The sequence below is a fragment of the Nonomuraea fuscirosea genome (assembly GCF_003001935.1).
GTDB classification, from domain to species: Bacteria; Actinomycetota; Actinomycetes; order Streptosporangiales; family Streptosporangiaceae; genus Nonomuraea; species Nonomuraea fuscirosea.
Map to the genome: position 1 here is coordinate 202,512 of NZ_PVNG01000009.1, position 22,952 is coordinate 225,463.

A 22,952-nucleotide genomic window follows, 5' to 3' on the forward strand; every position below is an offset into this window, starting at 1 on the left:
GTAAAGATCCTTTTCGATAACGGGACGGTGGCATTCGGCCGAGGGAGGTGCGACCAACGCTGAGTTCCTCACGGGCATGATCGAGGCCACTCTGTTGCCCGAGGAAAGCGTGGATGTGGTCCTCGCCGGCTTGGCCATCTACCCCGGCTGTTCGGCCGGGATTTGCGCCTGAAGATCTATAACTGAAGCAGGGGCTTCCAACCTGCGATGAGTGAATTGCTAGATCACGAGATCGTAGAGAGCGGACTCGCCTTCCGGATGAATGCCCCGGCGTGGGAATAGTGCTTGTCTGTACGCGGGGATGGCATGAGGACTTATCGCACGCGAGGGGGCTGCGCGGGTGCGCTGATCGGACCAGGTCTGCCGGGGCCGGTTCGCCCAGCCGGGCGGATCGTGGGCGCGGGACCGCGGTGTGGTGCTGGTCCAGCTCGCGGTGGAGACCGCCGTCGCTGGCACTGCCCAGCCTATCGCGGGCAAGGTTCGGCGACGCGGCGTGCCTCGAATACCGCCGTGTGGGTGCCGGATATTGTGTCGCCTCACGCGACCTGGGCGTACTCATGCAGGAGGCCACCGAGCCGGTCTCGTCGAGTGACCTTGATATCGGCGTCGACCGGATCGGGTAGCGCTCGCAGCGGGCTGGCCTGCTGCAGGGCCCGGTGCGGACGATGCCTATTGAAGTAGGTCTCGTACTCGGCAAGGACCTTACGCAGGTGGCGTTCGTTCATGACGAGGATCCGGTCGAGTAACTCGCGCCGTACGCTGCCGACCCAGCGCTCCATGATCGCGTTCATCCGAGGAGCCTGAGGTGCAGTGAGCACCACGCGGATGCCCTCGGCCCTGACCACCTCATCGAACAGAGCGGTGAACTTCCCGTCCCGATCCCTGATCAAGAATCGGAAGTCACCGATCCGATCGCCCAGGTCGAGTATCAGGTTGCGGGCTTGCTGGGCGACCCAGCCAGCGGTCGGGTGCGCCGTGACCCCCAGCACGTGCACCCGCCGGTTGGCGTGCTCGACCACAGCGAAGCAGTACAGCCGCGCGAGCATGACCGTCTCCACGCTGAAGAAGTCGCAGGCAAGGATCCCGGACGCCTGCGCTTTGAGGAACTGCGCCCAGGTCGGACCGCTGCGCCGGGGCGCTGGATCGACGCCGGCCCTCTTCAAGATTGCCCACACGGTGGCCGGGGACACCTTCCGACCCAGGCCGGCGATCTGCCCGGCGATGCGCCGATAACCTCAGCCCGGATTCTCGGCGGCCAAGCGCAGCACCAGGGCATGGATGGTAGGGCGGATCCGTGGCCGTCCCGGCCCATGCCTGGGGTAGGTCCAGCGTCGCTTCACCAGATCGGCGTGCCAGCGCAGGAGCGTCCGCGGTGTCACGAACAGATGACATCGGCGGCGTCGGGGAAGGAGTCGCGCCAGCGCAGAAAGGATCGCCCGGTCCGCCCACGACGGCCGGGGAACGGCCATCTGGCGGCGGAGCACACCCAGCTGATGCCGCAATACCAAAATTTCTGCGTCCTTGGACGCCTGCGATCGGGCGAGCAGTGCGATCCACCCGAATACCCGTAACACGATCAAGTACAACAGCCGCAGAGCCATCCTGCGATCCTGCCGGAGCCGAGCCATCGAGCACAGCAAAACCCCAGATCAGCCCCTGTGACGCAATATTCGGCACCCACAGGGCGTGGGTTGGTGCCGTGCAGAGTGGCGGTTGGGGGAACATCCGAAACTGGCGGTCCCCCCTCGGTCTCCCAAACGGTCTCGCGCTGCGGTGGTACGCCGAGCAGATCAAGGAAACCGCAGGTAGGAGCCGGAAAAGAGAGTAGGGCGGGTGGGACTTGAACCCACGACCCACGGATTATGAGTCCGATGCTCTGACCGGCTGAGCTACCGCCCCTGGATTGAGTTGTACGACGACGAGAGGATCATGCCACCCCGCGCAAGCTAAGGCTAGAGCATCGGATGCGATAGCGGTGCCCGCTGGATGGGAGAAGGGTCTCCGCCGACATCATTCCACGTCTGCCGCCGTCGGTGGAGCGGGAGGCGATCTCAGGCGGGGGAGGGGCGGCGAGTACGGGGGCGCGGCTCGCACTCGCCGCGGTTCAGGGGGCGGTGCCGTAGCCGGGGTTGCGGACCAGCCAGTCCGAGTAGACCGGGCTGCGGCGTACGGCGTCCATGTGGGCCTGTTTGGCCTGGGCCACGACCCAGGCGGCTTCGGGGGCGGTGGGGTGGCGGCCGAGGAGCTGGCGCCAGCGGAGCGGGGCGCCGGCGAGGGGGATCATGGTGAGGCCCTGGGCCGCCTGGTGGGTGGCCTGGCAGAGGACGACGGCGCGGCCGACCTGGGCGAGGTGGACGCAGGTGGGTACGTCCGTTTCGTAGATGGTGCCGGGGGTGAAGCCGGACCGTGCGCAGGCCATCGCGAAGCAGTCGGCGAAGCAGCCGTCGCCCGGCGTCACCGCCCACTGTTCGTCGGCGAGGTCCGCCAGTTCGACCTCCTTCTCCTTGGCCACCGGATGGGCGTCCCGGACCAGGCAGAAGACCGGGTCGAGGCTGATCGTCTCCCACAGCAGGGTGCCGGTGGGGGTGCCGGAGTCGCCGCAGGCCCCGGTCAGTACGTAGTCGAGCCGGCCGAGTTCGACCATGCCGTTCAGTTCGCGGGCCGACCAGGAGGTGTACGTGCTGACCTTGCGTTCCGTGGCGAGCCGGTCGACGAGGCCGCCGAGTATCGGCCCGTTGGTGGCGCCTATGCGGAATCCGGGCGAGGGGGTGTGTGCGAAGCGTACGGCTTCGTCCTGCAGCTCCTTGGCCGCGGGAAGGAGCACACGTGCCCTGGCGAGCACGAGTTCGCCGAGGCGGGTGGGCCTGGCGCCGTGGCGGTCGCGTTCGAAGAGGGTGCCGCCGAGCAGCCTCTCGATGCGCTTGAGCTGCGCGGTCAGGGCCGGTTGTGCCAGCCCGAGCAGGGACGCGGCCTTGCTCACACTTCCCGCGTCCGCGACCGCGCGGACGATCCTGAGGTGCCTGAGCTCGAGGTCCATAACGGGAAGGTAAGGCGGCGTTGTCTTACAGACAATGCCTCTATGTCAGGAAATGTGACAGATATTGTTTGGAGCTTCCTGGGGTAGGGGGAGCCCATGACGACGATGGGAATAGATCCGGCCCAGCTCAGCGACGATGATCTGCTGCGCGAGCTGCGCCAGTTGCACGCCACGCGGAGCGACACCTTTTTCCACGGCTCGGACGACGCGCTCGCCCACCACACGTCGCGGACGAACGAGCTCGAAGCCGAATACCTGCGCCGCGTACCGGATCGCGAGGTCGACCCCGCGCGGCTGAGGGAGGGAGCGAGGCAGCGATGATGGCCGAGGGTCACGACGTGCAGGCGCTGTCGGACGTGGACATCCACGTCTACGAGGCCGTGGCGTCGCAGACGGTGGAGTCCGGCGGCACGGGGCTCGGCGCGGTGGTCCGGGCCTGCGGGCTGACGGAGGAGGAGGTCAGGGAGAGTCTCGAACGACTGGTCGGGCATGGGTACGTGGTGCCGCGGGGCGACGGGTACGCGCTCGGGCAGCACACGTTCGAGGTCGACTACTAGGGCCTACGCGGAAGGACCGCGTCAAGACGGGCGTGCGACCCGCTGCCGGGTGGTGGACCGGCGCACGCTGTGCTCTTAATGTCAGAAGGTGGACGTCGCCGAACTGAGCCCGGCGCAGGCGCGGGAGCGCTTCCGCGGTGGTGAGCGGGTGCCCACCGCCGGCTGGTGCCGGGGCTACGCGCAGGCCAACCTCATCGCCGTGCCGAAGCGGCTGCGGTACGAGCTGCTGCTGTTCGCCCATCGCAACCCCCAGGCGTGCCCAGTGCTCGACGTGGGGGAGCCGGGGGCCTGGTCCACCGGCCTGTTCTCCGGCGACCTGCGTACCGACCTGCCCGGCTACCGCCTCTACCGGGACGGCGCGGCGGTGGCCGACCTCGGCGACGTGGTGGCGGAGTGGCGCGAGGACCTGGTGCCGTTCCTCATCGGCTGCAGCTTCACCTTCGAGCGGGCGCTGCTCGCGGCGGGGGTGCCGGTGCGGCATCTGGAGGCGGGGACGAACGTGCCGATGTACGTCACCAGCCTGCCCTGCGAGGCGACCGGCAGCCTGTCGGGGCCGCTGGTCGTGTCGATGCGGCCGGTGCCCGAGGCGCTGGTGCCGACCGCGGTCGAGGTGAGCGGGCGCTATCCGATGGTGCACGGCGCGCCCGTCCACGCGGGTGATCCGGCCGCGATCGGGATCCGCGATCTGAGCAAGCCGGACTACGGCGATCCGGTGGAGGTACGGGCGGGGGAGGTGCCGCTGTTCTGGGCGTGCGGGGTGACGCCGCAGGCTGCGGTGCTGGCCAGCGGGGTCGAGTACGCGATCGGGCATCTGCCGGGGCACATGGCGATCACCGATGCTCGTAACGATGACTTTCTGGTGATTTAGTCGGCTATTCGGCTGTTCGAGGTGCTCGTAAGCGGTATGCCCGCCGCCGTGAGCTGGCGGGCGATCGCCGGTGCGCCTGGCCGGTTGTCGATCTCCAGGTGCGGTACGACCGGCGGTTCGTCCACCCGGATGGCGCGCAGATAGTCCTCGAACGCGGCCAGTTTGCCCGCGTCCCTGCTCAGCCCCCTGGCCGTCAGGCGTTCGCGCAGCGTCGGGCCGTCCGAGCGGACCCACAGCAGCCGGACCGGCGGCCCGCCCAGCTCCGCCACCCACCGCGCCCACCGGGCCGCGTCGTGCACCTGCGTGGTGAACGGGCCGTCCAGCGCGACCGGGCAGCCGTGGCCGCGGATCTGACGGGCGATCGCGGTCAGCCCGTCGTATTCGTGCTGTTTGACGTGCTCGTCGTACCAGGGGCCCTCGCGTTCGCCGTCCGGACGGCCGTGCGCGCGCAGCACCTCCGCCACCAGGCCGCCGTAGACGGTGTCCTTGTCGAGCAGGGCCGGTACGGGGGACAGGCGGGCGAGCAGCTCGGCCGCGACCGTGGACTTGCCCGCGCCCGGCGGCCCGCTGATCACCCACACAGTGCTCACGCGATCACCGTAGCTTGGGCCGCGCGGATCGGGGTACGCGGCGCCGCCTCCTGCGGGGTACGCGGATCTGCGTACGCCGGTGCCTCGTTCCGGCGGACGACCCCCGGCGTCGCGGCGGCCAGACTCCTTGCTCATGCTGACCGTCTTGACCAGGGCGTTCCGGGTGCCGGAACTGCGCGGGAAACTGCTGTTCACGCTCGCACTCATCGGGCTGTTCCGGCTGGGGCAGGTGATGCCCGCGCCGGGCGTCGACGTGGTGGCCGTGCGTGAGTGCGCGGGGTCGGCCTCCGGCGGCCTGTTCGACATGGTGCAGCTGCTCAGCGGGGGCGCCATGCTGCACCTGTCGGTGTTCGCGCTGGGCGTCATGCCGTACATCACGGCCAGCATCGTCATGCAGCTCCTCGCCGTCGTGGTGCCCCGCCTGGACGCGCTCAGGAAGGAGGGCTCGCGCGGGCAGGCCAAGATCACCGAGTACACCCGCTACCTGACCGTCGGCCTGGCCCTGCTCAACGCCGGCACGGTCGTCACGCTGGCCCGCGCGGGGCAGCTCCTGCCCGGCTGCTCCCGGCCGCTGCTGCGCGACGACGGGCTGCTCGCCGTGGCGGTAATCGTGGTGACCATGGTGGCCGGGACCTGCGCGGTCATGTGGCTGGGCGAGCTGATCACCGAGCGCGGGATCGGGAACGGCATGTCCCTGCTGATGTTCACCCAGGTCGTGGCCGTCTTTCCGGCGTACATGTCGAAGATCTTCGTGCTCAGCCCGTTCAGCTTCGTGGTCATGATGCTGTCCGGGCTGGTCCTGGTGGCGGCCGTGGTCTTCGTCGAGCAGGCGCAGCGGCGGGTCCCGGTCAGTTACGCCAAGCGGATGGTGGGGCGGCGGATGTACGGGGGGCGGGGCACGTACATCCCGATGAAGGTGAACCAGGCGGGGATCGTGCCGGTCATCTTCACCTCGTCCCTGCTGTACCTGCCGACGCTCGCCGCGCCGCTGCTCGGGCCCGAGGCGCGGGCGTGGGTGGAGCTCAACCTGACCGCGGGGTCGCATCCGCTCTACATGACGGTGTACGTGCTGCTCATCGCGGCGTTCGCCTACTTCTACGTCGCGATCACGTTCAACCCGGTGGAGGTGGCCGACAACATCCGCCGGTACGGGGGATTCGTGCCGGGGATCCGGCCCGGGCGGCCGACGGCCGAGTACCTGGCGTACGTGCTGTCGCGGTTGACCGCGCCCGGGGCGGTGTATCTGGGGGTGCTGGCGCTGCTGCCGCTGGTGGCGTTCGCGATCCTGCGGGATCCGGGGACGCAGCAGAACTTTCCGTTCGGCGGGACGAGTGTGCTGATCATGGTGGGGGTGGGGCTGGACACGGTGAAGCAGATCGAATCCCAGCTTCAGCAGCGCAACTACGAGGGTTTCCTGAAATAGCCACCCGTGGGTCGAGTGGTGTCGGGGGCGGGGGTCAGGTGGGGAGGGCGAGGCCGGCTCGGATGGCGAACACCACGAGCTGGGCGCGGTCCCTGGCGTGCAGTTTCACCTGGGCGCGGCTGACGTGGGTGCGTACGGTGTCGGGGCTGATCGTCAGCTCGGCGGCGATCTCGTCGTTCGAACGGCCGGTGGCCACCCACGCCACCATCTCCCGCTCCCGGGGCGTCAGCGTCTCCAGCCCTTCGACCGGCTCCGCGCCGGCCCGGCCGAACAGGCCGATCACCTTCCGCGTGATCGCCGGTGACAGCAGCGCCTCGCCGGCGGCCACCACGCGTACGGCGTTGACCAGCTCCGCGGGGTCGCTGTCCTTCAGCAGGAAGCCGCTGGCTCCGGCCTGGAGGGCGGCGAAGACGTACTCGTCCACGGCGAACGTCGTCACCACGACGATCCTGGTGCTGCGCAGATCGGGGTCGGCGGCGATGGCCCGCAGGGCGGCCAGGCCGTCCATGCCCGGCATGCGGATGTCGAGCAGCAGGACGTCGGGCCTGGCCCGGCGCAGCAGCGTGAGCGCCGCCTGCCCGTCGCCGGCCTCCCCGGCGTACTCCATGCCCGGCTCCCGCTCCAGCAGCGCTCGCAGCCCCATCCGCACGACCGCCTGATCGTCGGCGACGGCGACCCTGATCACGCCCTCACCCGCCTGCCGGGCGTCGCCGGTGCCGGTCGCGCCCTCCCTCGTCTGCTGGGTGGTGTCGTCGGCGTAGGTCATGTCCTCACCTGCGGGAACCTGGCTATGACCTGGAAGCCGCCGCCTTCCCTGGCGCCGGTCGTGAGGTGGCCGCCTGCTTCGGTGACGCGGGCGCGCATGCCCGCCAGCCCGCGCCCTTCGGTGGCGTCCGTGTGTCCGGCGCCCCGGTCGGCCACCTCCAGTACGAACTCCTGCCCGTCCCCGGTCGCGCGGACGAGGGCTCTGGTCGGGCCGGCGTGGCGCAGCACGTTGGTGAGCGACTCGCGTACCACCCGGTAGACGGTCTCCCGGAGGTGGTCGGGCACGGTACGGGCGGTGGGTTCGGTGAGGGTGGCGGGTTCGACGTCCACCGGTAGCCCCGCCGCGCGGACGCCGTCGATGAGTGCGGTCAGGTCGCCGTCCGGCGGGTCGATGCCGTCGAGGGCGGCTCGCAACTGGGCGAGTGCCGTCGTGCTGGTCTGTCTGATCGCCTGGAGCGAGGCTCTGGCCTGTTCGGGGTCCTCGTCGAGGACGACGAGCGCGATTCCGGCCTGCATGGCGATGGCGGCCAGACCGTGTCCGGCCACGTCATGCACCTCGCCGGCGATCCTGGCCCGCTCCAGCGCCACCATGTCCGCCTGGGTCGACGCATCATCCGGCCGGGACGGGAGCAGCCTCGCGTTGTCGTCGCGCGGGACGGCGCTGGGCTGCCCCGGGCGAATGGTTCCAAAGGGGGATTTGTGGACGGCCGGGACACCCCATGCCGCCCGTGACGGCTCAGCGAGCGCCGGGTGGTGCGCGGTCGCCGCCGCCGGGGGATGGAGGCGCGGTGACTCGGCGTCCGTGGCGGTGGCGCGGGGGCGGAGGTGGGACGGCTCGGCGTCCGTGGCGGCGGAGTGGAGGCGTGGCGGGTCCGCGTCAGTGGTGGCGGTTGACGCGTGGAGGCGGGGTGGTTCGGTGTTCGCGGCGGCGGCCGCGGCGGCCGCGCGGGCCTGGGCGAGGCCGCTGAACGACCACGGCACCGCCAGCCATCCGGCCCACGCCAGCATCACCACGACCGGAACGTCGCCCAGCCGGCTCAGGCCCAGCGCGGCGGATGACCGGCGCGGGCGCGGAGCCGGCGGGTCGTTGGGGGGTCGGTGTGAGCTCACGGCGGGCGAGGCCGTGGATGAGTCGGTGGATGACCGGCGTGGGCGCAGGCCCGGGAGGGTGGTGGAGCGGCGGAGGCGGAGCCGGGCGGTGAGGGGCCGGCGCGGGTGCGCGTCTTCTCGCGTCTCCTCGGTCGCCATCCCCCACCCGCTCAGGCTCCTGCGGCCCCGACTCAGGCTCGTGTAGTCCCGATCCTAGCGAGCTTTCACACCGTGCGGCTCTCCCGAGGCCCGTCCAGCCCCCAGGAGATGATCTTGGTCGGGGTGATGCGGATGATCTCCCGGGAGAAGAACGGGACCGGCGGCTCGGCGTCCGTCAGCGCCACCGCCGTCCCGCGGATCTCGATGCCCCGCGCCACCCACGGGTCGACGGAGGCCAGGTCGTCCACCACGAGCGCGACCGTGCTGCCCTGCTGGACGTTCCTGAACTTCCTCGACTTCCCCATGGCGTGCCCGCCGATGACGATCGTGCCGCTCCCGGCGTCCAGGAAGAAGCCCACCGGGTTGTTCTGCGTCTGACCGCCGGGCGTCACCGTGGCCAGGCGGCCGAGCCGCTGGGTGGCGAGGTAGTCGAGTTCTGTGGCTGTGAAGGTCATGCGGCTCAGTCTGCAACCTTGACCTAAGTGGAGGTCAAGGAGAGAGGCGCGCGGATCAGGCGAGGCCCTCGGTCAGCCAGCGGATCGGATTGGTGTGGGTGATCAGGCGGAGGACGTCCTCGCCGGTCCCGGCCTCGCGCAGGCGCGGCAGCAGGGTGTCGAAGAGGTGGGCGTAGCCGGGGCCGCCGTACTTGCCGACCTGCGCCACCCGGTTCACCCCCGTGCTGACCAGAAGACGCTCGGCGTGGCCGTCCTCGATGAGCCCGAGCGCGATCCTGGCCACCTGCTCGTGGCCGAGGCCCAGAGACCCGAGGCTCACGTACGCGCCCGCCTCGGCGATCTTCCTGGCCGCGCCCAGGTCGCCGCCCGCGTAGCCGACGGCCACCCGCGCCCCGGGCAGGCCCTGGCCGAGCAGGATCTCCAGCAGGGCGAGGGCGTTCCTGCCGTGCGTGGCGACCGGCAGGCGCGTGCGCAGCGCGGCGCGGGCGGCGGCGATCAGGCAGCGTTCCTCGCGCGGCGTCGGCTCGGCGCCCCACGAGCCGACCTCGCCGATGACGCCGGGGAACACGCCGGTCCCGTCCACGCCGCTGACGATCTCCTCCATCAGCAGGCCGGTGAGGGTGTCCACGTCCTGTTCGCCCACGTTCGTGAACGGCTCCGCGAACAGGCCCGTCGAGGCGATCACCGGCACCCGGCTGCCGGCCGCGATCCTGGCCAGGGCGGCGGCGTCGCGGCCCATGCCCAGGCAGGTCAGCTCCACCACCAGGCCGAGCTCGTGATCCGACTGGCGCAGCTCCCTGAGTTCGGCGGTGACGGTGCTCTCCTCGTCGAGCCAGCGGTGCGGGTCGGAGTCGATGCCGACCGCCCAGCGCATGTCGGTGCGCAGGTGCTCATGGGGGAGTACGGCGCCCTCGATGGCGGCGGCGCGTACAGGACCGGTGACGGTGCGGAGCAGAACGTCGGGCATAACAGACATTAACCGATGTTTGCCGGGCAAAGCCGGGGCTGGCAGGAAATTTTACTTCCTGTGGCGTTTGACGCGTTGCTACTCAGCTGCAAGTGGTCACGAAGCCGGAGCCGTATCCTGGGGAGCACACCAAGTGCCGGGGGGAACCGTGCCGTTTCAGAACTCAGAAACCGGCGGCGCCGACGTGATCAAGGACGAGGCCGCCGATCGTTCCAGCATGCCCGAGCGCCGCACCGGCTTGCAGGGATGGCTGGACGGCATCCGCTCCACCCGCACCGGAGCGCTCACCCTGAAGATCGTGATCGGCCTGATCGGGACCGTCATGGTGGCGGGCGGGCTGATCATGGTGCCGTTCCCCGGGCCCGGGTGGCTGGTCGTGTTCGCCGGGCTGGCGGTGCTGGCCACGGAGTTCCAGTGGGCGCACAAGCTGCTGGAGTTCGGCAAGCGGACCCTGCGCGCCTGGACCGAGTGGTACAAGCGGCAGGGCTGGACCGTCCGCATCCTCGTGCTCATCGTGACGGTCGTCGCCGCGGGCGTGATCGTCTACTTCGGGCTGCGGACGCTCGGTATCGACGTCATCGCCATCGCCGCGCGCTTCGTCTAGCCGAAGGGCAGGTCATAGGTAGAGGCCCGTGCCGTGGTCGGTCTCCTGGGTGGCGACGGCGTGCAGGTCGCGTTCGCGCATGACGAGGTAGACCTTCGCGTGCACCTCGACCTCGAACTGCTCCTCCGGGTTGAACAGCACCTTGTCGCCGACCTTGACCGAGCGCACGTTCGTGCCGACGCCGCAGACCTCGCCCCACGCCAGGCGGTTGGCCATCTTGACCGTCGCGGGGATGACGATCCCGGAGCCGCTGCGCCGCTCCTGGGCCTCCTGCTCCAACCTGATCATGACTCGGTCGTGCAGCATCTGAATCTCGAACTTGGGCTCTACCACGGGCACAAGTCTAAGAGCAGGGCAAGCAGGAGAACTCCACAACGACAGGTGGAGGGGCCGCCCGGGAGCCCGAGCCCGGGGCGAAAGCGCACGGAGGCGCCGCGCGGGAGCCTGAGTCCGGGCGACAGCGCACGGAGGGTCAGCGCGGGAGCTGGAGTTCGGCGAAGACGGGACGGTGGTCGGTGTGTTTGAGTGACAGCACCTCGTACGCCCGCACCGCCATCCGCGAGTCCGCCAGCACGTGGTCGATCGTCACCCCGGGCAGGTGCGCCGGCGGGTCGCCCTGCGGCCAGGTGGCCCGCAGCCCGCGTCCCATCACGTCGGCCGCGTCCCGGTATCCGGCCGCCAGCAGGTCGCGCATCGGCAGGTGGTCGAGCGTGGCGTTGAAGTCTCCCGCCAGCACCCGCAGCTTGCCGTCGCCGCGCGGCAGCGCCTCCAGGCCGGCCTGCCAGCACGGCGTGCTGCGGGTCCGCTTGGGCGCGCACGGGTGCACGGAGACGATCTCCACCCGGGTGCCGCCGGAGTGCTTCAGCCAGGCCCTGGCCTGCCCGAACCCGCCGATCTTGATCATCGGGACGGCGTCGAGCGGGTGCCGGGCGTAGATCGCGGACCCGCCCACCCCGTTCACGGGCCGGGTGACGGCGTGGGGGAGCGCGCGCCGCAGCCCTGCCGCCTCCAGCCGGCGCATCGCGGCCGGGGTGAACTCCTGCAGCGTCAGGACGTCCGGCTTCAGCCTGGTCACCAGGGCCGTCAGCTCGTCCGTGTCCGCGCCGCCCACCAGCAGGTTGGCCGCCAGCACGCGCAGCGCGGGACCCTTCGCCCCCGGGTTGCCGTCGGCGAACGCGCGGGGCAGCACGACGGGCGTCATGGCCAGCACCGACACGAGCGCGACCGTGCCCGCCGCCCACCGCCGCAGCACGCAGGCCAGCACCAGCCCGAGCAGGGCCGCGCCCAGCGCGTACGGCGTGTACGACACCACCGGCACCCAGGGAAAGTCCGGCTCGAACCCGCTCAATCTGACCACGGCCCAGAGGCCGAAGGGCGCCACCACGATCCAGCTCATCCATGTCCGCACGCCCTGTATCGCCACGAACGCCGATAAAGGTTCATCTAGGTCCCCCGGAAGTGAGAAGGTGTGCCCCATGCACGACGTGGAAGCCCGGGTCCTCAACGCCATAGACGAACCCGAGACCGTGAACCTGCTGGCCGAGACCGTCAGGGTCCCCAGCGTGACCGGCACCGACGCCGAGTCCGATCTGCAGCACCGTCTGGCCCGCCTGCTCACCGAGGCGGGCATGGACGTCGACGTCTGGAAGCTGGATCTGGCCGGCCTGACCGCCCGCCCCGGCTTCCCCGGTACGGAGGCGCCCAGGACCGAGGGGTACGGCGTGGCGGCCGTCACCCCGGGCGGCGAGGGCCCGCCCGCGCTCGCGTTGCAGGGCCACGTGGACGTGGTCCCGACCGGTGACCTGGCCAAGTGGGCGGGCAGCGACCCGTTCGCCGCCCGGATCGAGGGCGGGGCGCTGCACGGCAGGGGCGCCTGCGACATGAAGGCGGGCCTGGTCGCGAACCTGGCCGTGGCGCGGGCCATCGCCAGGTCGGGCGTCCGGCTGGCCAGGCCGCTGGCCGTGCAGTGCGTGATCAGCGAGGAGGACGGCGGGCTCGGCGCGTTCGCCACCCTGGCCAGGGGGCACACGGCCGAGGCCGCGGTGATCAGCGAGCCCACCAGCGGCGCGGTGATCACGGCGAACGCGGGCGCGCTGACGTTCCGGCTGGAGATCGCCGGACGGGCGGCGCACGGCGCCACGCGGCACGAGGGGGTCAACGCCGTCGAGGTGTTCTGGCCGGTGTTCGAGGCGATCAGGCGCCTGGAGGCCGAGCGGAACCGGGACGTGCCCGAGCACTTCGCGGGCACCGCGACGCCGTACCCGATCGAGGTCGGGACCGTGCGGGCGGGCGACTGGGCCAGCACCGTGCCGGACCTGCTGGTGGCCGAGGGCCGGCTCGGGGTGCGGCTGGACGAGGACCCCGCCGCGGCCAGGGCCGCGTTCGAGCGGGCCGTCGCGGAGGTGGCGCACCCCTGGCTGCGGGAGAACCCGCCGGTGGTGACGTGGCCGGGCGGCCAGTTCGCCAGCGGTCGGCTGCCCGCGGGGCACGAGCTGCTCGACCAGGTCAGCGGCGCGGTGGCGGACACGACCGGGGTGCGGCCGGTCGAGTCGGCGGCGCCGTACGGGAGCGATCTGCGCCTGTACGCGGCGGGCGGCATCCCCACGCTGCACTACGGCCCCGGCGACGTGCGGTTCGCGCACGCGCCCAGGGAGCAGGTGCGGCTGCAGGAGCTGCACGAGGTCACGCGGGCACTGGCACTGCTCGCTGTCCGCCGCTGCGCAGCACTCTGAGCAGCGCGGCGGGGCTCATCAGCGCGGGTGGCGGATCGTAGAGGTTCGTCACCCGCAGGAAGCGCCGGGTCAGCTCGGGGTCGTGCGCGGCGGCGGCGTGGAAGCGGTCGAGGTAGGCGTGCACGAGCCGCATCTTCGGCGTCAGGTCGCCCTGGACGCCGGGCAGCCGCAGGTCGCCGCCGACCGTGATCTCCCAGGGCGTGTCCACGATCCCGGCGATCCGCCGGAAGAACGGACGCGAGCTCAGGTCCGGGTCGAGCAGCGCGCCCGCCTCCATGGCCGCGACCGTCATGCCCTGGCCGTACAGGGGGTTGAAGGCGCAGACGGCGTCGCCGGTGACCAGCAGGCCCTCGGGGAAGCGGGACAGCCGCTCGTAGCGACGCCGGACGGCCGTCGGCGTCCGGTACGCGCGGGGCGGCCCGATCGGCTCGGCCGTCGTGATCAGCTCGTGCATGTCCGGGACGGTCAGGGTGGCGGCGTAGGCGGCGAAGCCGGGCAGGTCGAGTGGCGCGCCCTCCCCGTACCCGACCAGGGTGACGATCCACCGGTCGTCCTCCAGGGCCAGCGCCACACCCGCGCGCGGCGTCTCCGGCGTGGGCCCGATGATCACGACCTGGTCGCCGCCGAGGTGGTCGTGGCGGCGCAGGAACTCCCACGTCGCGTACCGTACGTCGATCTCCACCCGCTCCTCGAGCGGCGGCTCGTAGCCCAGCTCGCCCAGCCAGGACGGCGTGCGCGAGCCCCGGCCGGAGGCGTCCATGACGAGGTCGGCCGGGATCGCCTCCCCGTCGGCCAGCCGCACCCCCGTGACCCGGCCCTGCTCGGTCAGCAGGCCGGTGACGGTCCGCTCGGACAGCACCCGCACCCCCGGCAGCGCGCTCGTCCTGCGGCGTACCTGGCCCTCCAGCAGCGGCCGGCCGACCAGCAGCCCGGCCAGGCCGCAGGTCCCCCTGGCCAGCCGGAACCCGGCGTGCACGTGGCGGGCCCGTTCCTGCATGTCGCCGTGCAGCGCGCCCCGGGCGACGAGTTCGGCGGTGATGCCGGGCAGCAGTTCTTCCATCACCTCCCTGCCCCTGGCGAGCAGGCCGTGCGCGTGGCGGCTCTGCCCGACGCCCTTGCGGTGCGCGTCCGCGTCCGGCAGGGTGTCGCGGTCGAGCACCGTGACCCGGGCGAAGCGCCGGTGCAGTGCCGCCGCGGACAGTAATCCCGACATGCTGGCGCCGATGACGACGGCGTGGTCCATGTGATCCCCTTGGGAGAGTTCTCTGCGTTGTCGCGCAGAGGGTCTCCCGCGGACGGCTCACCGTTCCACGTCTTTTGCCGCGTTCCAGAGGAAACGCTCGGCACAGCGCCGCCGCCCGCGCCGGGGGTGTCAGGCCGGTACGCGGCGGCGGGCCTCGGGGACGATGAGCGGGGTGCCCGACTGCGGGTCCGGGATGATCTCGCAGCGCAGGTCGAACACCTGGCGCACCAGGTCGGGCGTGACGATCTCCGCCGGCTCGCCCTCGGCCACGATGCGCCCGTCGCGCATCACGATCAGGTGCGTGGCGTACCGGCACGCCTGGTTCAGGTCGTGCAGCACGGCCACCATCGTCCGCCCCTCCTCGTGCAGGTCCGCGCAGAGGTCGAGCACCTCGATCTGGTGCGAGATGTCGAGGAACGTGGTCGGCTCGTCCAGCAGCAGGATCGGCGTCTCCTGCGCCAGCGCCATGGCCAGCCACACCCGTTGCCGCTGCCCGCCGGAGAGCTCGTCCACGATCCGGTTCGCGAGGTCGGTCACGTCGGTGGCGCGCATGGCCTGCGCCACCGCCGTCTCGTCGGCCCTGGACCACTGCCGCATCAGCCGCTGGTGCGGGTAGCGGCCCCTGGCCACCAGGTCGGTCACCGTGATGCCGTCGGGCACGAGCGAGCTCTGCGGCAGCAGCCCGAGCCGCCGCGCCACCTCCTTCGACGGCAGCGACGTGATCACGCTGCCGTCCAGGTGCACCGCGCCCGTCCTCGGCTTCAGCATCCTGGCCAGCGCCCGCAGCAGTGTGGACTTGCCGCAGGCGTTCGGCCCGATGATCACGGTGAAGGACTCGTCGGGGATCGTCACGTCCAGGCCGGCGGCCACGATCCGCTGGTCGTAGGCGAGGGTGAGCCCGGTGCCGGACAGGCGCGCGGGGGTGGCCATCAGTGGCGGTCCTTTCGCAGGAGCAGGACGAGGTACGTGCCGCCGATCGCGGCGGTCAGCACGCCGACGGGCAGCTGGGTGGGGGCGAGCAGTCGCTGCGCGGCCAGGTCGGCGCCGGTCAGCAGCACGGCGCCCATGAGCGCGGAGGCCCCCATGGTCACCCCGGGCGAGCGGGTGAGCCGCCGGGCGAGCTGCGGCGCGGCCAGGGCGACGAAGACGACGGGCCCGGCGCCGGCCGTGGCCACCCCGGACAGCAGCACGCCGGCCGTCAGCGCCGCCCCGCGGACGACCTCGACCCTGATGCCCATGGCCCTGGCCGCGTCGTCGCCCATCTCGATCATGCGCATCGGCCGGGAGACGTACGCGCACACCGGCAGCAGCACCAGCAGCGCCAGCGCGACCGGGAGGGCGTGGTCCCAGCCGCGCCCGCTGAGGCTGCCGGTGAGCCAGGCTCCCGCCGTGGCGGCGTCGTTGATGTTGGCCCTGGTCAGCAGGTACGAGTTGAGCGCCACCAGCAGCGCGTTCGCCCCGATGCCGACCAGGACCAGCCGGTAACCCTGCACGCCGCCCCGGTAGGCCAGCGCGTACACCAGCACCGCCGTGACCACGCAGCCCGTCAGCGCGCCGCCCGCGATCGTCGCGGCCGAGCCGCCCGAGACCACGGCGATGATGCCGCCGGTGGAGGCCCCGGCGGTGAAGCCGATGAAGTCGGGGCTGCCCAGCGGGTTCCTGGTCAGGCTCTGGAAGATGGCGCCGCTGATCCCGAACGCGGCCCCGACCAGCAGGCCCGTCACCACGCGCGGGGCGCGCAGCTTGCCGACGATCAGCTCGGCGACCGGGGTGCCCTGGCTGAAGAGCGCGTCGAGGATGTCGGGGACGGGCACGGTGAACTCGCCGGTGGACAGCGCCGCCACGGTGACGCAGAAGCCGGCCACGACGAGCAGCGCGGTGACGAGCAGGGCGCGGGGAGCCAGCCGTACGGACCAGGGTCCGACGCGGACGTTCACAGCCCCGCCACCCGCCTCGGCCGTACGGGCCGGGAGCCGACACGGTCGTTCACAGCGCCGCCACCCGCTTCCGCCTGGCCAGCATGATGAAGATCGGCGCGCCGATCACCGCCCACACGATCCCCACCTGCACCTCTCCCGGCCGGGCGATGAGCCGCCCCACCACGTCGGCCCCCAGCAGCAGCACCGGCGCGGCCAGCGCCGAGTACGGCAGCACCCACCGCTGGTCGGGCCCCACCACGGCGCGCACGGCGTGCGGCACGATCAGCCCGACGAACCACAGCGGCCCGGCCGCGGCGGTGGCCGCGCCGCACAGCAGCGTGACGGCCACGCCGGTGAGGAGCCTGGTCCGGTTCACCGCCACGCCCAGCGCCTTGCCCGCGTCGTCGCCGAGCGCCAGCAGGTTGAGCGGCCGGGCCAGCAGCAGGCCCAGCACCAGCCCCGCGATCATGAACGGCGCCAGCCGCACCAGCGTGTCCGCCGTCTGCCCGGCCAGCGAGCCGGTCAGCCAGAACCGCATCCGGTCGAAGGTCTGCGGGTCCATGCGCAGGATGGCCGAGGCGACCGCCGTGCACACCATGCCGAAGGCGACCCCGGCCAGCGCCAGGCGTACCGGACTCGAACCCGAGCGGCCCGAGGAGGCCAGCGCGTAGACAGCGGCCGAGGCCAGCGCGGCGCCGCCGAAGGCGAACCACACGTAGACGGCCGGGTCGCTGAGCCCGAACAGGCCGAGTGCCAGCGTGACGCCCAGCGCCGCGCCCTCGTTGATGCCGAGCAGCCCCGGGTCGGCCAGCGGATTGCGGGTCAGGCTCTGCATGAGCGCCCCGGCCAGGCCCAGCGTGGCGCCCACGCCCAGGCCGAGCAGCGTACGCGGGACCCGCAGCTCGCGGATGACCGTGTGGTCGCTGGAGCCGTCGGGGGCCACGAAGGCGTCGATGACGGTGCCGAACGACACCGACCGCGCGCCCAGCGCCACGCTGGCCAGGGCGACCAGGACGAGCACGGCGAGCGTGACGAGCAGGCCGGCCACCAGCGCAGGAGGGCGGCCCTTCGCCGTTCGCTCACCGCCCGCCCCGGAAGCGCTCACGGAAGCGCTCACAGCGGCCGTGTCCTCAGCCGGGCGCACCCGACCCCCTCTCGTCGCAGGTCAAACTTAGGCAAGGCTAATCTAATGGGCGGATAACAAGGCAACCCTAACCAAGGAGATCCACATGTCAGGACCGGTACTGGCTCGCCGGGGCTTCCTGTCGGGCGCGGCAGGCCTCGCGGTGGCCCTGACACTCGCGGCGTGCGGCGACGGCGGCGCCGGGACGGCGGATCCGGCGGGCGGCGCGTCCCCGGCCGCGCGGAGCTGGACCTTCACCGACGACCGCGGCAAGAAGCTGGAGCAGCCCAAGGTCCCCGGCAGGATCGTGGCGCAGGTCGGCTCGGCCGCCGCCCTCTGGGACTTCGGCGTGCGCCCCATCGCCGTCTTCGGCCCGCACAAGCTCAAGGACGGCAGCAAGGACCCGCAGGTCGGCAACGTCGACATCACCAAGGTCACCGGCCTCGGCAACGTCTGGGACGAGTTCAACGTCGAGCAGTACATCGGACTCCAGCCCGACCTCCTGGTCAGCAGCATGTACGTCAAGGACACCCTCTGGTACGTGCCCGAGAAGTCCAAGGAGACCATCGAGCAGGTCGCCCCCAGCGTCGGCGTCATGCTGACCGGCAAGAGCGCCACCGAGGTGATCGGCACCTACGAGGCCCTGGCCAAGTCCCTCGGCGCGGACATGCGGGGGGTGCCCGAGGCCAAGGCCCGCATGGAGGCGGCCACCAAGGAGCTCGCCGCGTTCGGCAACCTCAAGATCCTCATGGTCTCGGGCGGCGCGGACGCGTTCTGGATCGTCAACCCGCCGGAGTACCCGGACATCGTGCACCTCAAGGACGCCGGCCTGAACGTGGTCACGCCGGCCAAGGTGGACGAGGGCGGCTTCTTCCAGACGCTCAGCTGGGAGAACGCCGACACCTACGAGGCCGACGTGATCCTGTACGACACCCGTACGCAGGCGCTCAAGCCCGAGGAGATGATGAAGAAGCCCACCTTCGCCAAACTCCCCGCGGTCGAGGCGGGCCAGCTCTACCCGTGGAACGCCGAGGCGCCCTACAGCTACCAGGGCTACGCGGCCTTCCTGGAGGGCCTGGTCGCGAACCTGAAGAAGGCGAAGCCGCTCACGTAACCCCCGGGTCAGTAGGCGCCGCGGACCTCGACGATCTCGGCGAGGGGGAACTCCAGGTAGTCGCCCGCCTCCTCGCACCACGCGTCCAGCGCGGCGCCCTTGAGCTCGCCGTGACTGATCGTGGCGGTCAGCCCGTCGGTGAGCGTGATGCCCGCGCGGACGCCCCGGTCGACCACGAACCCGAGCAGCGACTGCTGCGCCGTCGGCAGCCTGGTCGCCATCCGGCCGATGATGGCCCAGGTGCGCCCGTTCTTGGCGTCCTCGCTCCGGCCGGCGGCGACGAGGCGGCGGGCGTGCTCGTAGGGGTCGGGCGCCGGCTCGGCGAGCATGTACGCGGGCGCCTCCAGCTCGGCCAGGCCGGGGAACTCCGCCAGCTCGGCCACCTGCCCGCCGGGCAGCAGGATGAGCTTGCCGTTGGCCGGCTCCTCCGACCTGACCCGGTGGATGGTGATCTCGCCGGTGTCGGAGACGGGCACGGGGGAGTAGCCGACCTCGCGCAGCGCCGCCAGCGTGCGATCGGCCGGCGCCCCGCTGACCAGCACCGTGGGCGCCAGCAGGCGCAGGCCGAGCCGCCCGAGCCGCCGGTGGGCGGCGATCTCGGCCAGCAACGCCGGGTCGGGGGCCTGCACGACGCAGCCGACCGTGCTGACCGTGACCTCGCCGTGCCTGCGGGCGGTGTCGCGGACCAGGTATTCGAGCGGCTGCGGGATGGTGCCGACCGTGGCCAGCTCGTCGAGCAGGTCGCCGGCCTCGTAGCCGCGGTCGAGCGCCCGTCGCACGCTCTCGGTGGTGAAGCGCCACACCGAGGCCGCGCCCCTGGACTCGCGCTCGGCGGTCCGGTCGAGCAGCGCCGCCAGCTCCGCCGACGGCGGGCCGGTGACCACCGCGGTCAGGTCGGGCCCGAACAGGGCGCTCCTGCGTACGCTGGCCAGCGCCCGGGTGGCGGCCTCGGCCAGGACCGGATCGTGCTCGACCACGGGGACGGCGTCGTCGTTCTCGTCGCCGGCCTTCGCGCCCAGGCCGGCCAGCGCGCGGCCGAGGTCGGTGAGCGCGTTGTTGGCCAGCAGGCCGAGCAGCCTGGCCTCGTCGAGCACCGCGGGCGCGCACTCGCGCAGCAGCGGCACGTCGATCAGCGGCGCGTGCCAGTGGACGCTGCTCATGAGGCTGTCGCGGTCGGCGAAGGCCGTGCCGGCGGGCAGGTGGGCCAGCACCGACAGCACCGCTCTGCGGATGCGGGCGAGCGCGCCGCCGGCCGGGTCGTCGCCGAGCACGGTGCCGTACTTGCCGTCGATCCTGCGCAGAGAAGATCGTTCCATTCGCCACCAGGCCGCGAGCAGCACCCGCAGCCGGGCCGAGCCCTCGTCGAGCCGCCACCGGTCGAAGCGCTCGGTGGGGATCATGCCGCCGGACGGCTCGTCCCAGGCCAGCAGCCTGGCCACCGTGCACACTTCGAGCAGCAGCCGGGTCTCGTCCTCGTCGCAGCCGGTCTCCTTGGCCACCCTGCGGACCTCGCGCACGCCCACGCCGCCGGTCTTGAGCAGCGGCAGCGGCGTCTTGGAGGTGTTGTCGAGCAGGGCGGCGCACCGCTCGACCACATGCGGCGCGGCCAGCGTCATCAGGTGGTCGACCTCTTCGGGATCGACCGGGATGGTGGCCACCTCGGGCGCCTCAGGACGGTAGGCCGGGTGGTAGGCGGGGCCGCGCAGGCAGATCGCCACCTCGCGGGGGATCTCCGCGACGTGCCAGCTCGGCCGGAAGAGCAGCCCGTGGTCGGCGCACCACTTCTCGGGCGTGCCGGGCACGACGAACCTGCCGCCGTCGACGTCGAGCGCGGGCCCCTCCCAGGCGAACCGGTCGAGCAGCGCCACGGTGCCCTCGGGCGCGTTGCCCATCAGCGCCTTGATCCGGCCGTGGTCACCGAGCGTGTCGATGACGCGGGCGATCATGCGGCGCTTGTTGCCGTGGGCGGGCAGGCCGAGCGCGCGGGCGAGCGCGTGCAGCGCGTCGTTGCTGATGGACCAGGAGTTGAGGTAGTGATCGAGCGGCTCGCCCAGGCTCAGAGGCGCGGACCAGTAGCGGGTGACGCCCTCGGCGAGGTGGATCACCCCGTCGTCGCCCGGCCAGGCCAGGGCGTGGTCGTAGAGGTGCTCCAGCCAGGGGGCGACGTCCTCGGGGCGCGCGTCGACGAAGCGCGCCAGCGTCTCCAGGGTGGGCCGCGTCATGGCCAGCGCGGCCTCGGCGAGCTGCAGGCAGGGCAGCGGCAGCCCGCGCAGGGTCTCCATCACGGCGAAGCCGTTGCCGAGCCGCTGGGCCAGGGTGTCGAGCCGCCTGGGCCAGGGCGCGGCGATGGCGTCGGGCCTGTTCGCCAGGATGCGGCCAAGCCGGTCTTCGTCTAGTTGTCGCAGCCAGCCGAGCAGGTGATCTTCCATCTGTCAGCACTCTCATGGGGTCGCGCGCCGGACTCACCGTGAGCCATGACCATCCACGGTAATGCAGATCACCCCCGGTCAGGAGAGGACTGCCCAGACGATCTTTCCGTGAGGCGCGAGTGCGGACCAGCCCCAGCGGAGGCTGAGTGATTCGACGATGTGGAGTCCGAGGCCGCCGGTGTCGAGAGGCCCAGGGTAGCGCAGCACCGGCACCGAGGAGCCTGGATCGGTGAAGGCGCAGGTGATGAGCGGCCCGCGGCGGACGAGTGACATGTGGACCGTGCGCTCGCGGCGCGGGTCGTCGAGGCACAGGCCGTGACGCAGCGCGTTGGTGGCGAGCTCGGAGACCACCAGTTCGAGGTTGTCGGCCAGCTCCGCGCCGAGGCCCCAGCCCGTCAGGGTGCCGGCGGTGAAGCTCCGGGCGGCGTGGACCGAGGAGGCGGTGGGCGGGAGCACGAACGTGGCGCTCGCGGAGGGTCCGGGCACCAGCAGATCGCCGGCGGCCTCCGGCCACCAGCCGATCGGGGGCCACCAATCGAACGTGGTCCACTGGCCGTGCGCGGAGATTTGATGCACGTAGATCATTCTGCGCCAAACTCTCGTGCAGGTGCAAGAGCGAATGCACGTGCAGACAACTCGTGCACACGCTACGGTTGCCCTCAAATGGTCAATATGGGGGAAAGGGGATCTTGTCCGCGGCCCATGATCTTTCGGCCGTGAAGTGACAGACTGTGTCGCAAGGAAACGACCAAGGAGCAGCACGTGTCGATTGATCCGCCCGGTTCCGGTTCGACCGTAAGGCGCATCATGCTGGGGGCGAGCCTCAGGCGTCTCCGCGAGGCCAGCGGGCTCGACCGGGCACAGGCCGGATTCCACATCCGGGCGTCCGAGTCCAAGATCAGCCGGATGGAGCTCGGCCGCGTCGGGTTCAAGACACGTGACGTAGAAGACCTTCTCACCCTGTACGGCGTCGTCGACGATGCCGAACGCCGTGCTCTGCTGGAGATGGTGCGCGAGGCCAACACCCCCGGGTGGTGGCACAAATACTCCGCCGAACTGCCGTCGTGGTTCACCACGTACATCGGCCTGGAGGAGGCCGCGAGCGTGATTCGCACCTATGAGGTGCAGTTCGTGCCCGGCCTGCTGCAGACGGCCTCGTACGCGCGGTCGGTCTTCCAGCTGGGCAATCCCGATGCGAGTCCGGAGAGAATCGAGCGGCGCGTGCACATGCGCATGCAGCGCCAGGAGCGCTTCACCCAGAAGGACGGCCCCCGTCTGTGGGCCGTCATCGACGAGGCGGCGCTCAAGCGGACCATCGGCGGGCGGGAAGTCATGGCCGAGCAGCTCCAGCATCTGCTTGAAGTCGCCGCCCTTCCCAACATCACCCTCCAGGTGATGCCCTTCAGGTTCGGCAAACATGCCGCCGAAGGGGGCGCGTTCAGCATCTTGCGGTTTCCCGAGTCCGACTTGTCGGACGTTGTCTATGTCGAGCAGCTCTGGGGTGCCCTGTACCTGGACAAGCGTGAGGACATCGACCCGTACCTCACGGCCATGGAGCAGCTGTGCGTGGAGAGCACCACGCCAGGGGGCACCGTCGAGCTCATCGGCGGTCTTCTCAGAAAGATGTAGATGAACCAGACCTACAACGGCATGCCCGCGGCGGACCTGACCCAGGTCGCCTGGCGCAAGAGTCGCTACAGCAACTCGCAGGGCAACTGCGTGGAACTCGCGGAGCTGCCCGACGGCGGCATCGCGGTGCGCAACTCGCGCTTCCCCGACGGCCCCGCCCTCATCTATACCCGCGACGAGATCCGGGCCCTGGTGCTCGGGGTGAAGGACGGAGAGTTCGACGGCCTTCTCGTTTAACAGCGTTGTAAC

At 71.4% G+C, this 22,952-nt stretch carries 25 protein-coding genes and 1 tRNA gene; 9 read left to right on the plus strand and 17 right to left on the minus strand.

Annotated elements, in window-relative coordinates:
- Positions 1 to 536 precede the first annotated feature (536 nt).
- The 4 genes from B0I32_RS58920 to B0I32_RS22000 all read right to left on the minus strand — a co-directional run bounded on the left by B0I32_RS58920 (position 537) and on the right by B0I32_RS22000 (position 3,037).
- A complete protein-coding gene (locus tag B0I32_RS58920) occupies positions 537 to 1,175 on the minus strand; it encodes an integrase core domain-containing protein (protein WP_219911950.1) in 639 nt (212 codons plus the stop codon).
- A 60-nt stretch (positions 1,176 to 1,235) separates the two neighbouring features.
- Positions 1,236 to 1,601 (minus strand): hypothetical protein, encoded by a 366-nt coding sequence (locus B0I32_RS58925; RefSeq protein WP_219911951.1) that lies wholly within the window; start codon positions 1,599 to 1,601, stop codon positions 1,236 to 1,238.
- 224 nt (positions 1,602 to 1,825) lie between these two features.
- Positions 1,826 to 1,899: transfer RNA gene (locus tag B0I32_RS21995), tRNA-Ile, on the minus strand.
- A 205-nt stretch (positions 1,900 to 2,104) separates the two neighbouring features.
- On the minus strand, positions 2,105 to 3,037 hold the full coding sequence (locus tag B0I32_RS22000) for a LysR family transcriptional regulator (RefSeq protein ID WP_106242360.1): 933 nt from the start codon (positions 3,035 to 3,037) through the stop codon (positions 2,105 to 2,107).
- 96 nt (positions 3,038 to 3,133) lie between these two features.
- On the opposite strand from B0I32_RS22000, the gene B0I32_RS22005 reads away from it, so the two are divergent.
- From B0I32_RS22005 to B0I32_RS22015, 3 genes are all read left to right on the plus strand, one after another.
- Entirely contained in the window at positions 3,134 to 3,358 is a 225-nt protein-coding gene (locus tag B0I32_RS22005) for a DUF6158 family protein (RefSeq protein ID WP_106242362.1), read from the plus strand.
- Complete coding sequence (locus tag B0I32_RS22010) at positions 3,355 to 3,594, plus strand: hypothetical protein (RefSeq protein ID WP_106242364.1); 240 nt, start codon at positions 3,355 to 3,357, stop codon at positions 3,592 to 3,594. Before B0I32_RS22005 ends, B0I32_RS22010 begins: the two co-directional genes overlap by 4 nt.
- 88 nt (positions 3,595 to 3,682) lie before the next feature.
- A complete protein-coding gene (locus B0I32_RS22015; RefSeq protein ID WP_219911952.1) occupies positions 3,683 to 4,462 on the plus strand; it encodes a putative hydro-lyase in 780 nt (259 codons plus the stop codon).
- Here B0I32_RS22015 and B0I32_RS22020 read toward each other — a convergent pair.
- Positions 4,459 to 5,052, minus strand: coding sequence for a P-loop nucleotide/nucleoside kinase family protein (locus tag B0I32_RS22020; RefSeq protein ID WP_245955953.1), 594 nt, complete (start codon positions 5,050 to 5,052; stop codon positions 4,459 to 4,461). The genes B0I32_RS22015 and B0I32_RS22020 overlap by 4 nt on opposite strands.
- A gap of 133 nt (positions 5,053 to 5,185) precedes the next feature.
- Here B0I32_RS22020 and secY point away from each other — a divergent pair, with 133 nt between their 5' ends.
- Positions 5,186 to 6,475, plus strand: coding sequence for a preprotein translocase subunit SecY (gene secY / locus B0I32_RS22025; RefSeq protein ID WP_106242369.1), 1,290 nt, complete (start codon positions 5,186 to 5,188; stop codon positions 6,473 to 6,475).
- A 34-nt stretch (positions 6,476 to 6,509) separates the two neighbouring features.
- On the opposite strand, the gene B0I32_RS22030 is transcribed toward secY, so the two are convergent.
- The 4 genes from B0I32_RS22030 to B0I32_RS22045 form a co-directional block, all read right to left on the minus strand.
- Complete coding sequence (locus B0I32_RS22030) at positions 6,510 to 7,160, minus strand: response regulator transcription factor (RefSeq protein WP_106242781.1); 651 nt, start codon at positions 7,158 to 7,160, stop codon at positions 6,510 to 6,512.
- 77 nt (positions 7,161 to 7,237) lie between these two features.
- Positions 7,238 to 8,350: a sensor histidine kinase gene (locus tag B0I32_RS22035; protein WP_219911954.1), complete on the minus strand. Its 1,113-nt coding sequence runs from the start codon at positions 8,348 to 8,350 to the stop codon at positions 7,238 to 7,240.
- 203 nt (positions 8,351 to 8,553) lie between these two features.
- Positions 8,554 to 8,943, minus strand: coding sequence for a PPOX class F420-dependent oxidoreductase (locus B0I32_RS22040; RefSeq protein ID WP_106242371.1), 390 nt, complete (start codon positions 8,941 to 8,943; stop codon positions 8,554 to 8,556).
- Positions 8,944 to 8,998: 55 nt separating this feature from the next.
- The gene (locus B0I32_RS22045; protein WP_106242373.1) at positions 8,999 to 9,910 is read right to left on the minus strand and encodes a phosphotriesterase family protein; all 912 of its coding nucleotides are present in this window, start codon (positions 9,908 to 9,910) and stop codon (positions 8,999 to 9,001) included.
- A 148-nt stretch (positions 9,911 to 10,058) separates the two neighbouring features.
- On the opposite strand from B0I32_RS22045, the gene B0I32_RS22050 reads away from it, so the two are divergent.
- On the plus strand, positions 10,059 to 10,514 hold the full coding sequence (locus tag B0I32_RS22050; protein ID WP_106242788.1) for a TIGR02611 family protein: 456 nt from the start codon (positions 10,059 to 10,061) through the stop codon (positions 10,512 to 10,514).
- Between the two features lie 12 nt (positions 10,515 to 10,526).
- Here the strand turns inward: B0I32_RS22050 and B0I32_RS22055 are convergent, their stop codons facing one another.
- A complete protein-coding gene (locus B0I32_RS22055; RefSeq protein WP_106242790.1) occupies positions 10,527 to 10,847 on the minus strand; it encodes a GroES family chaperonin in 321 nt (106 codons plus the stop codon).
- Between the two features lie 139 nt (positions 10,848 to 10,986).
- Entirely contained in the window at positions 10,987 to 11,910 is a 924-nt protein-coding gene (locus B0I32_RS22060; RefSeq protein WP_106242375.1) for an endonuclease/exonuclease/phosphatase family protein, read from the minus strand.
- A gap of 79 nt (positions 11,911 to 11,989) precedes the next feature.
- Here B0I32_RS22060 and B0I32_RS22065 point away from each other — a divergent pair, with 79 nt between their 5' ends.
- Positions 11,990 to 13,246, plus strand: a complete 1,257-nt coding sequence (locus B0I32_RS22065) for an ArgE/DapE family deacylase (RefSeq protein ID WP_106242378.1) — start codon at positions 11,990 to 11,992, stop codon at positions 13,244 to 13,246.
- Here the strand turns inward: B0I32_RS22065 and B0I32_RS22070 are convergent.
- The 4 genes from B0I32_RS22070 to B0I32_RS22085 all read right to left on the minus strand — a co-directional run bounded on the left by B0I32_RS22070 (position 13,197) and on the right by B0I32_RS22085 (position 17,513).
- Positions 13,197 to 14,489 carry an FAD-dependent oxidoreductase gene (locus B0I32_RS22070; protein WP_106242381.1) on the minus strand — a complete coding sequence of 431 codons (1,293 nt, stop codon included), beginning with the start codon at positions 14,487 to 14,489 and terminating at the stop codon, positions 13,197 to 13,199. The two genes, B0I32_RS22065 and B0I32_RS22070, sit on opposite strands and share 50 nt — an antisense overlap.
- Positions 14,490 to 14,618: 129 nt before the next feature.
- The gene (locus B0I32_RS22075; RefSeq protein ID WP_106242383.1) at positions 14,619 to 15,419 is read right to left on the minus strand and encodes an ABC transporter ATP-binding protein; all 801 of its coding nucleotides are present in this window, start codon (positions 15,417 to 15,419) and stop codon (positions 14,619 to 14,621) included.
- Positions 15,419 to 16,426, minus strand: a complete 1,008-nt coding sequence (locus B0I32_RS22080; RefSeq protein ID WP_106242386.1) for a FecCD family ABC transporter permease — start codon at positions 16,424 to 16,426, stop codon at positions 15,419 to 15,421. Before B0I32_RS22080 ends, B0I32_RS22075 begins: the two co-directional genes overlap by 1 nt.
- 49 nt (positions 16,427 to 16,475) lie before the next feature.
- Complete coding sequence (locus B0I32_RS22085) at positions 16,476 to 17,513, minus strand: FecCD family ABC transporter permease (RefSeq protein ID WP_245955954.1); 1,038 nt, start codon at positions 17,511 to 17,513, stop codon at positions 16,476 to 16,478.
- Positions 17,514 to 17,637: 124 nt separating this feature from the next.
- Between B0I32_RS22085 and B0I32_RS22090 the strand changes: the two genes are divergently transcribed.
- On the plus strand, positions 17,638 to 18,645 hold the full coding sequence (locus tag B0I32_RS22090; RefSeq protein ID WP_106242391.1) for an ABC transporter substrate-binding protein: 1,008 nt from the start codon (positions 17,638 to 17,640) through the stop codon (positions 18,643 to 18,645).
- Positions 18,646 to 18,653: 8 nt separating this feature from the next.
- Here B0I32_RS22090 and B0I32_RS22095 read toward each other — a convergent pair whose 3' ends face one another.
- Both B0I32_RS22095 and B0I32_RS22100 read right to left on the minus strand, forming a co-directional pair.
- On the minus strand, positions 18,654 to 21,074 hold the full coding sequence (locus B0I32_RS22095; protein ID WP_106242394.1) for a helicase-associated domain-containing protein: 2,421 nt from the start codon (positions 21,072 to 21,074) through the stop codon (positions 18,654 to 18,656).
- Positions 21,075 to 21,152: 78 nt separating this feature from the next.
- A complete protein-coding gene (locus B0I32_RS22100; protein WP_245955955.1) occupies positions 21,153 to 21,650 on the minus strand; it encodes an ATP-binding protein in 498 nt (165 codons plus the stop codon).
- Between the two features lie 231 nt (positions 21,651 to 21,881).
- On the opposite strand from B0I32_RS22100, the gene B0I32_RS22105 reads away from it, so the two are divergent.
- Positions 21,882 to 22,703, plus strand: a complete 822-nt coding sequence (locus B0I32_RS22105) for a helix-turn-helix domain-containing protein (RefSeq protein ID WP_219911970.1) — start codon at positions 21,882 to 21,884, stop codon at positions 22,701 to 22,703.
- Positions 22,704 to 22,940, plus strand: coding sequence for a DUF397 domain-containing protein (locus B0I32_RS22110; RefSeq protein ID WP_043632079.1), 237 nt, complete (start codon positions 22,704 to 22,706; stop codon positions 22,938 to 22,940).
- The last annotated feature ends 12 nt before the right edge of the window (positions 22,941 to 22,952 follow it).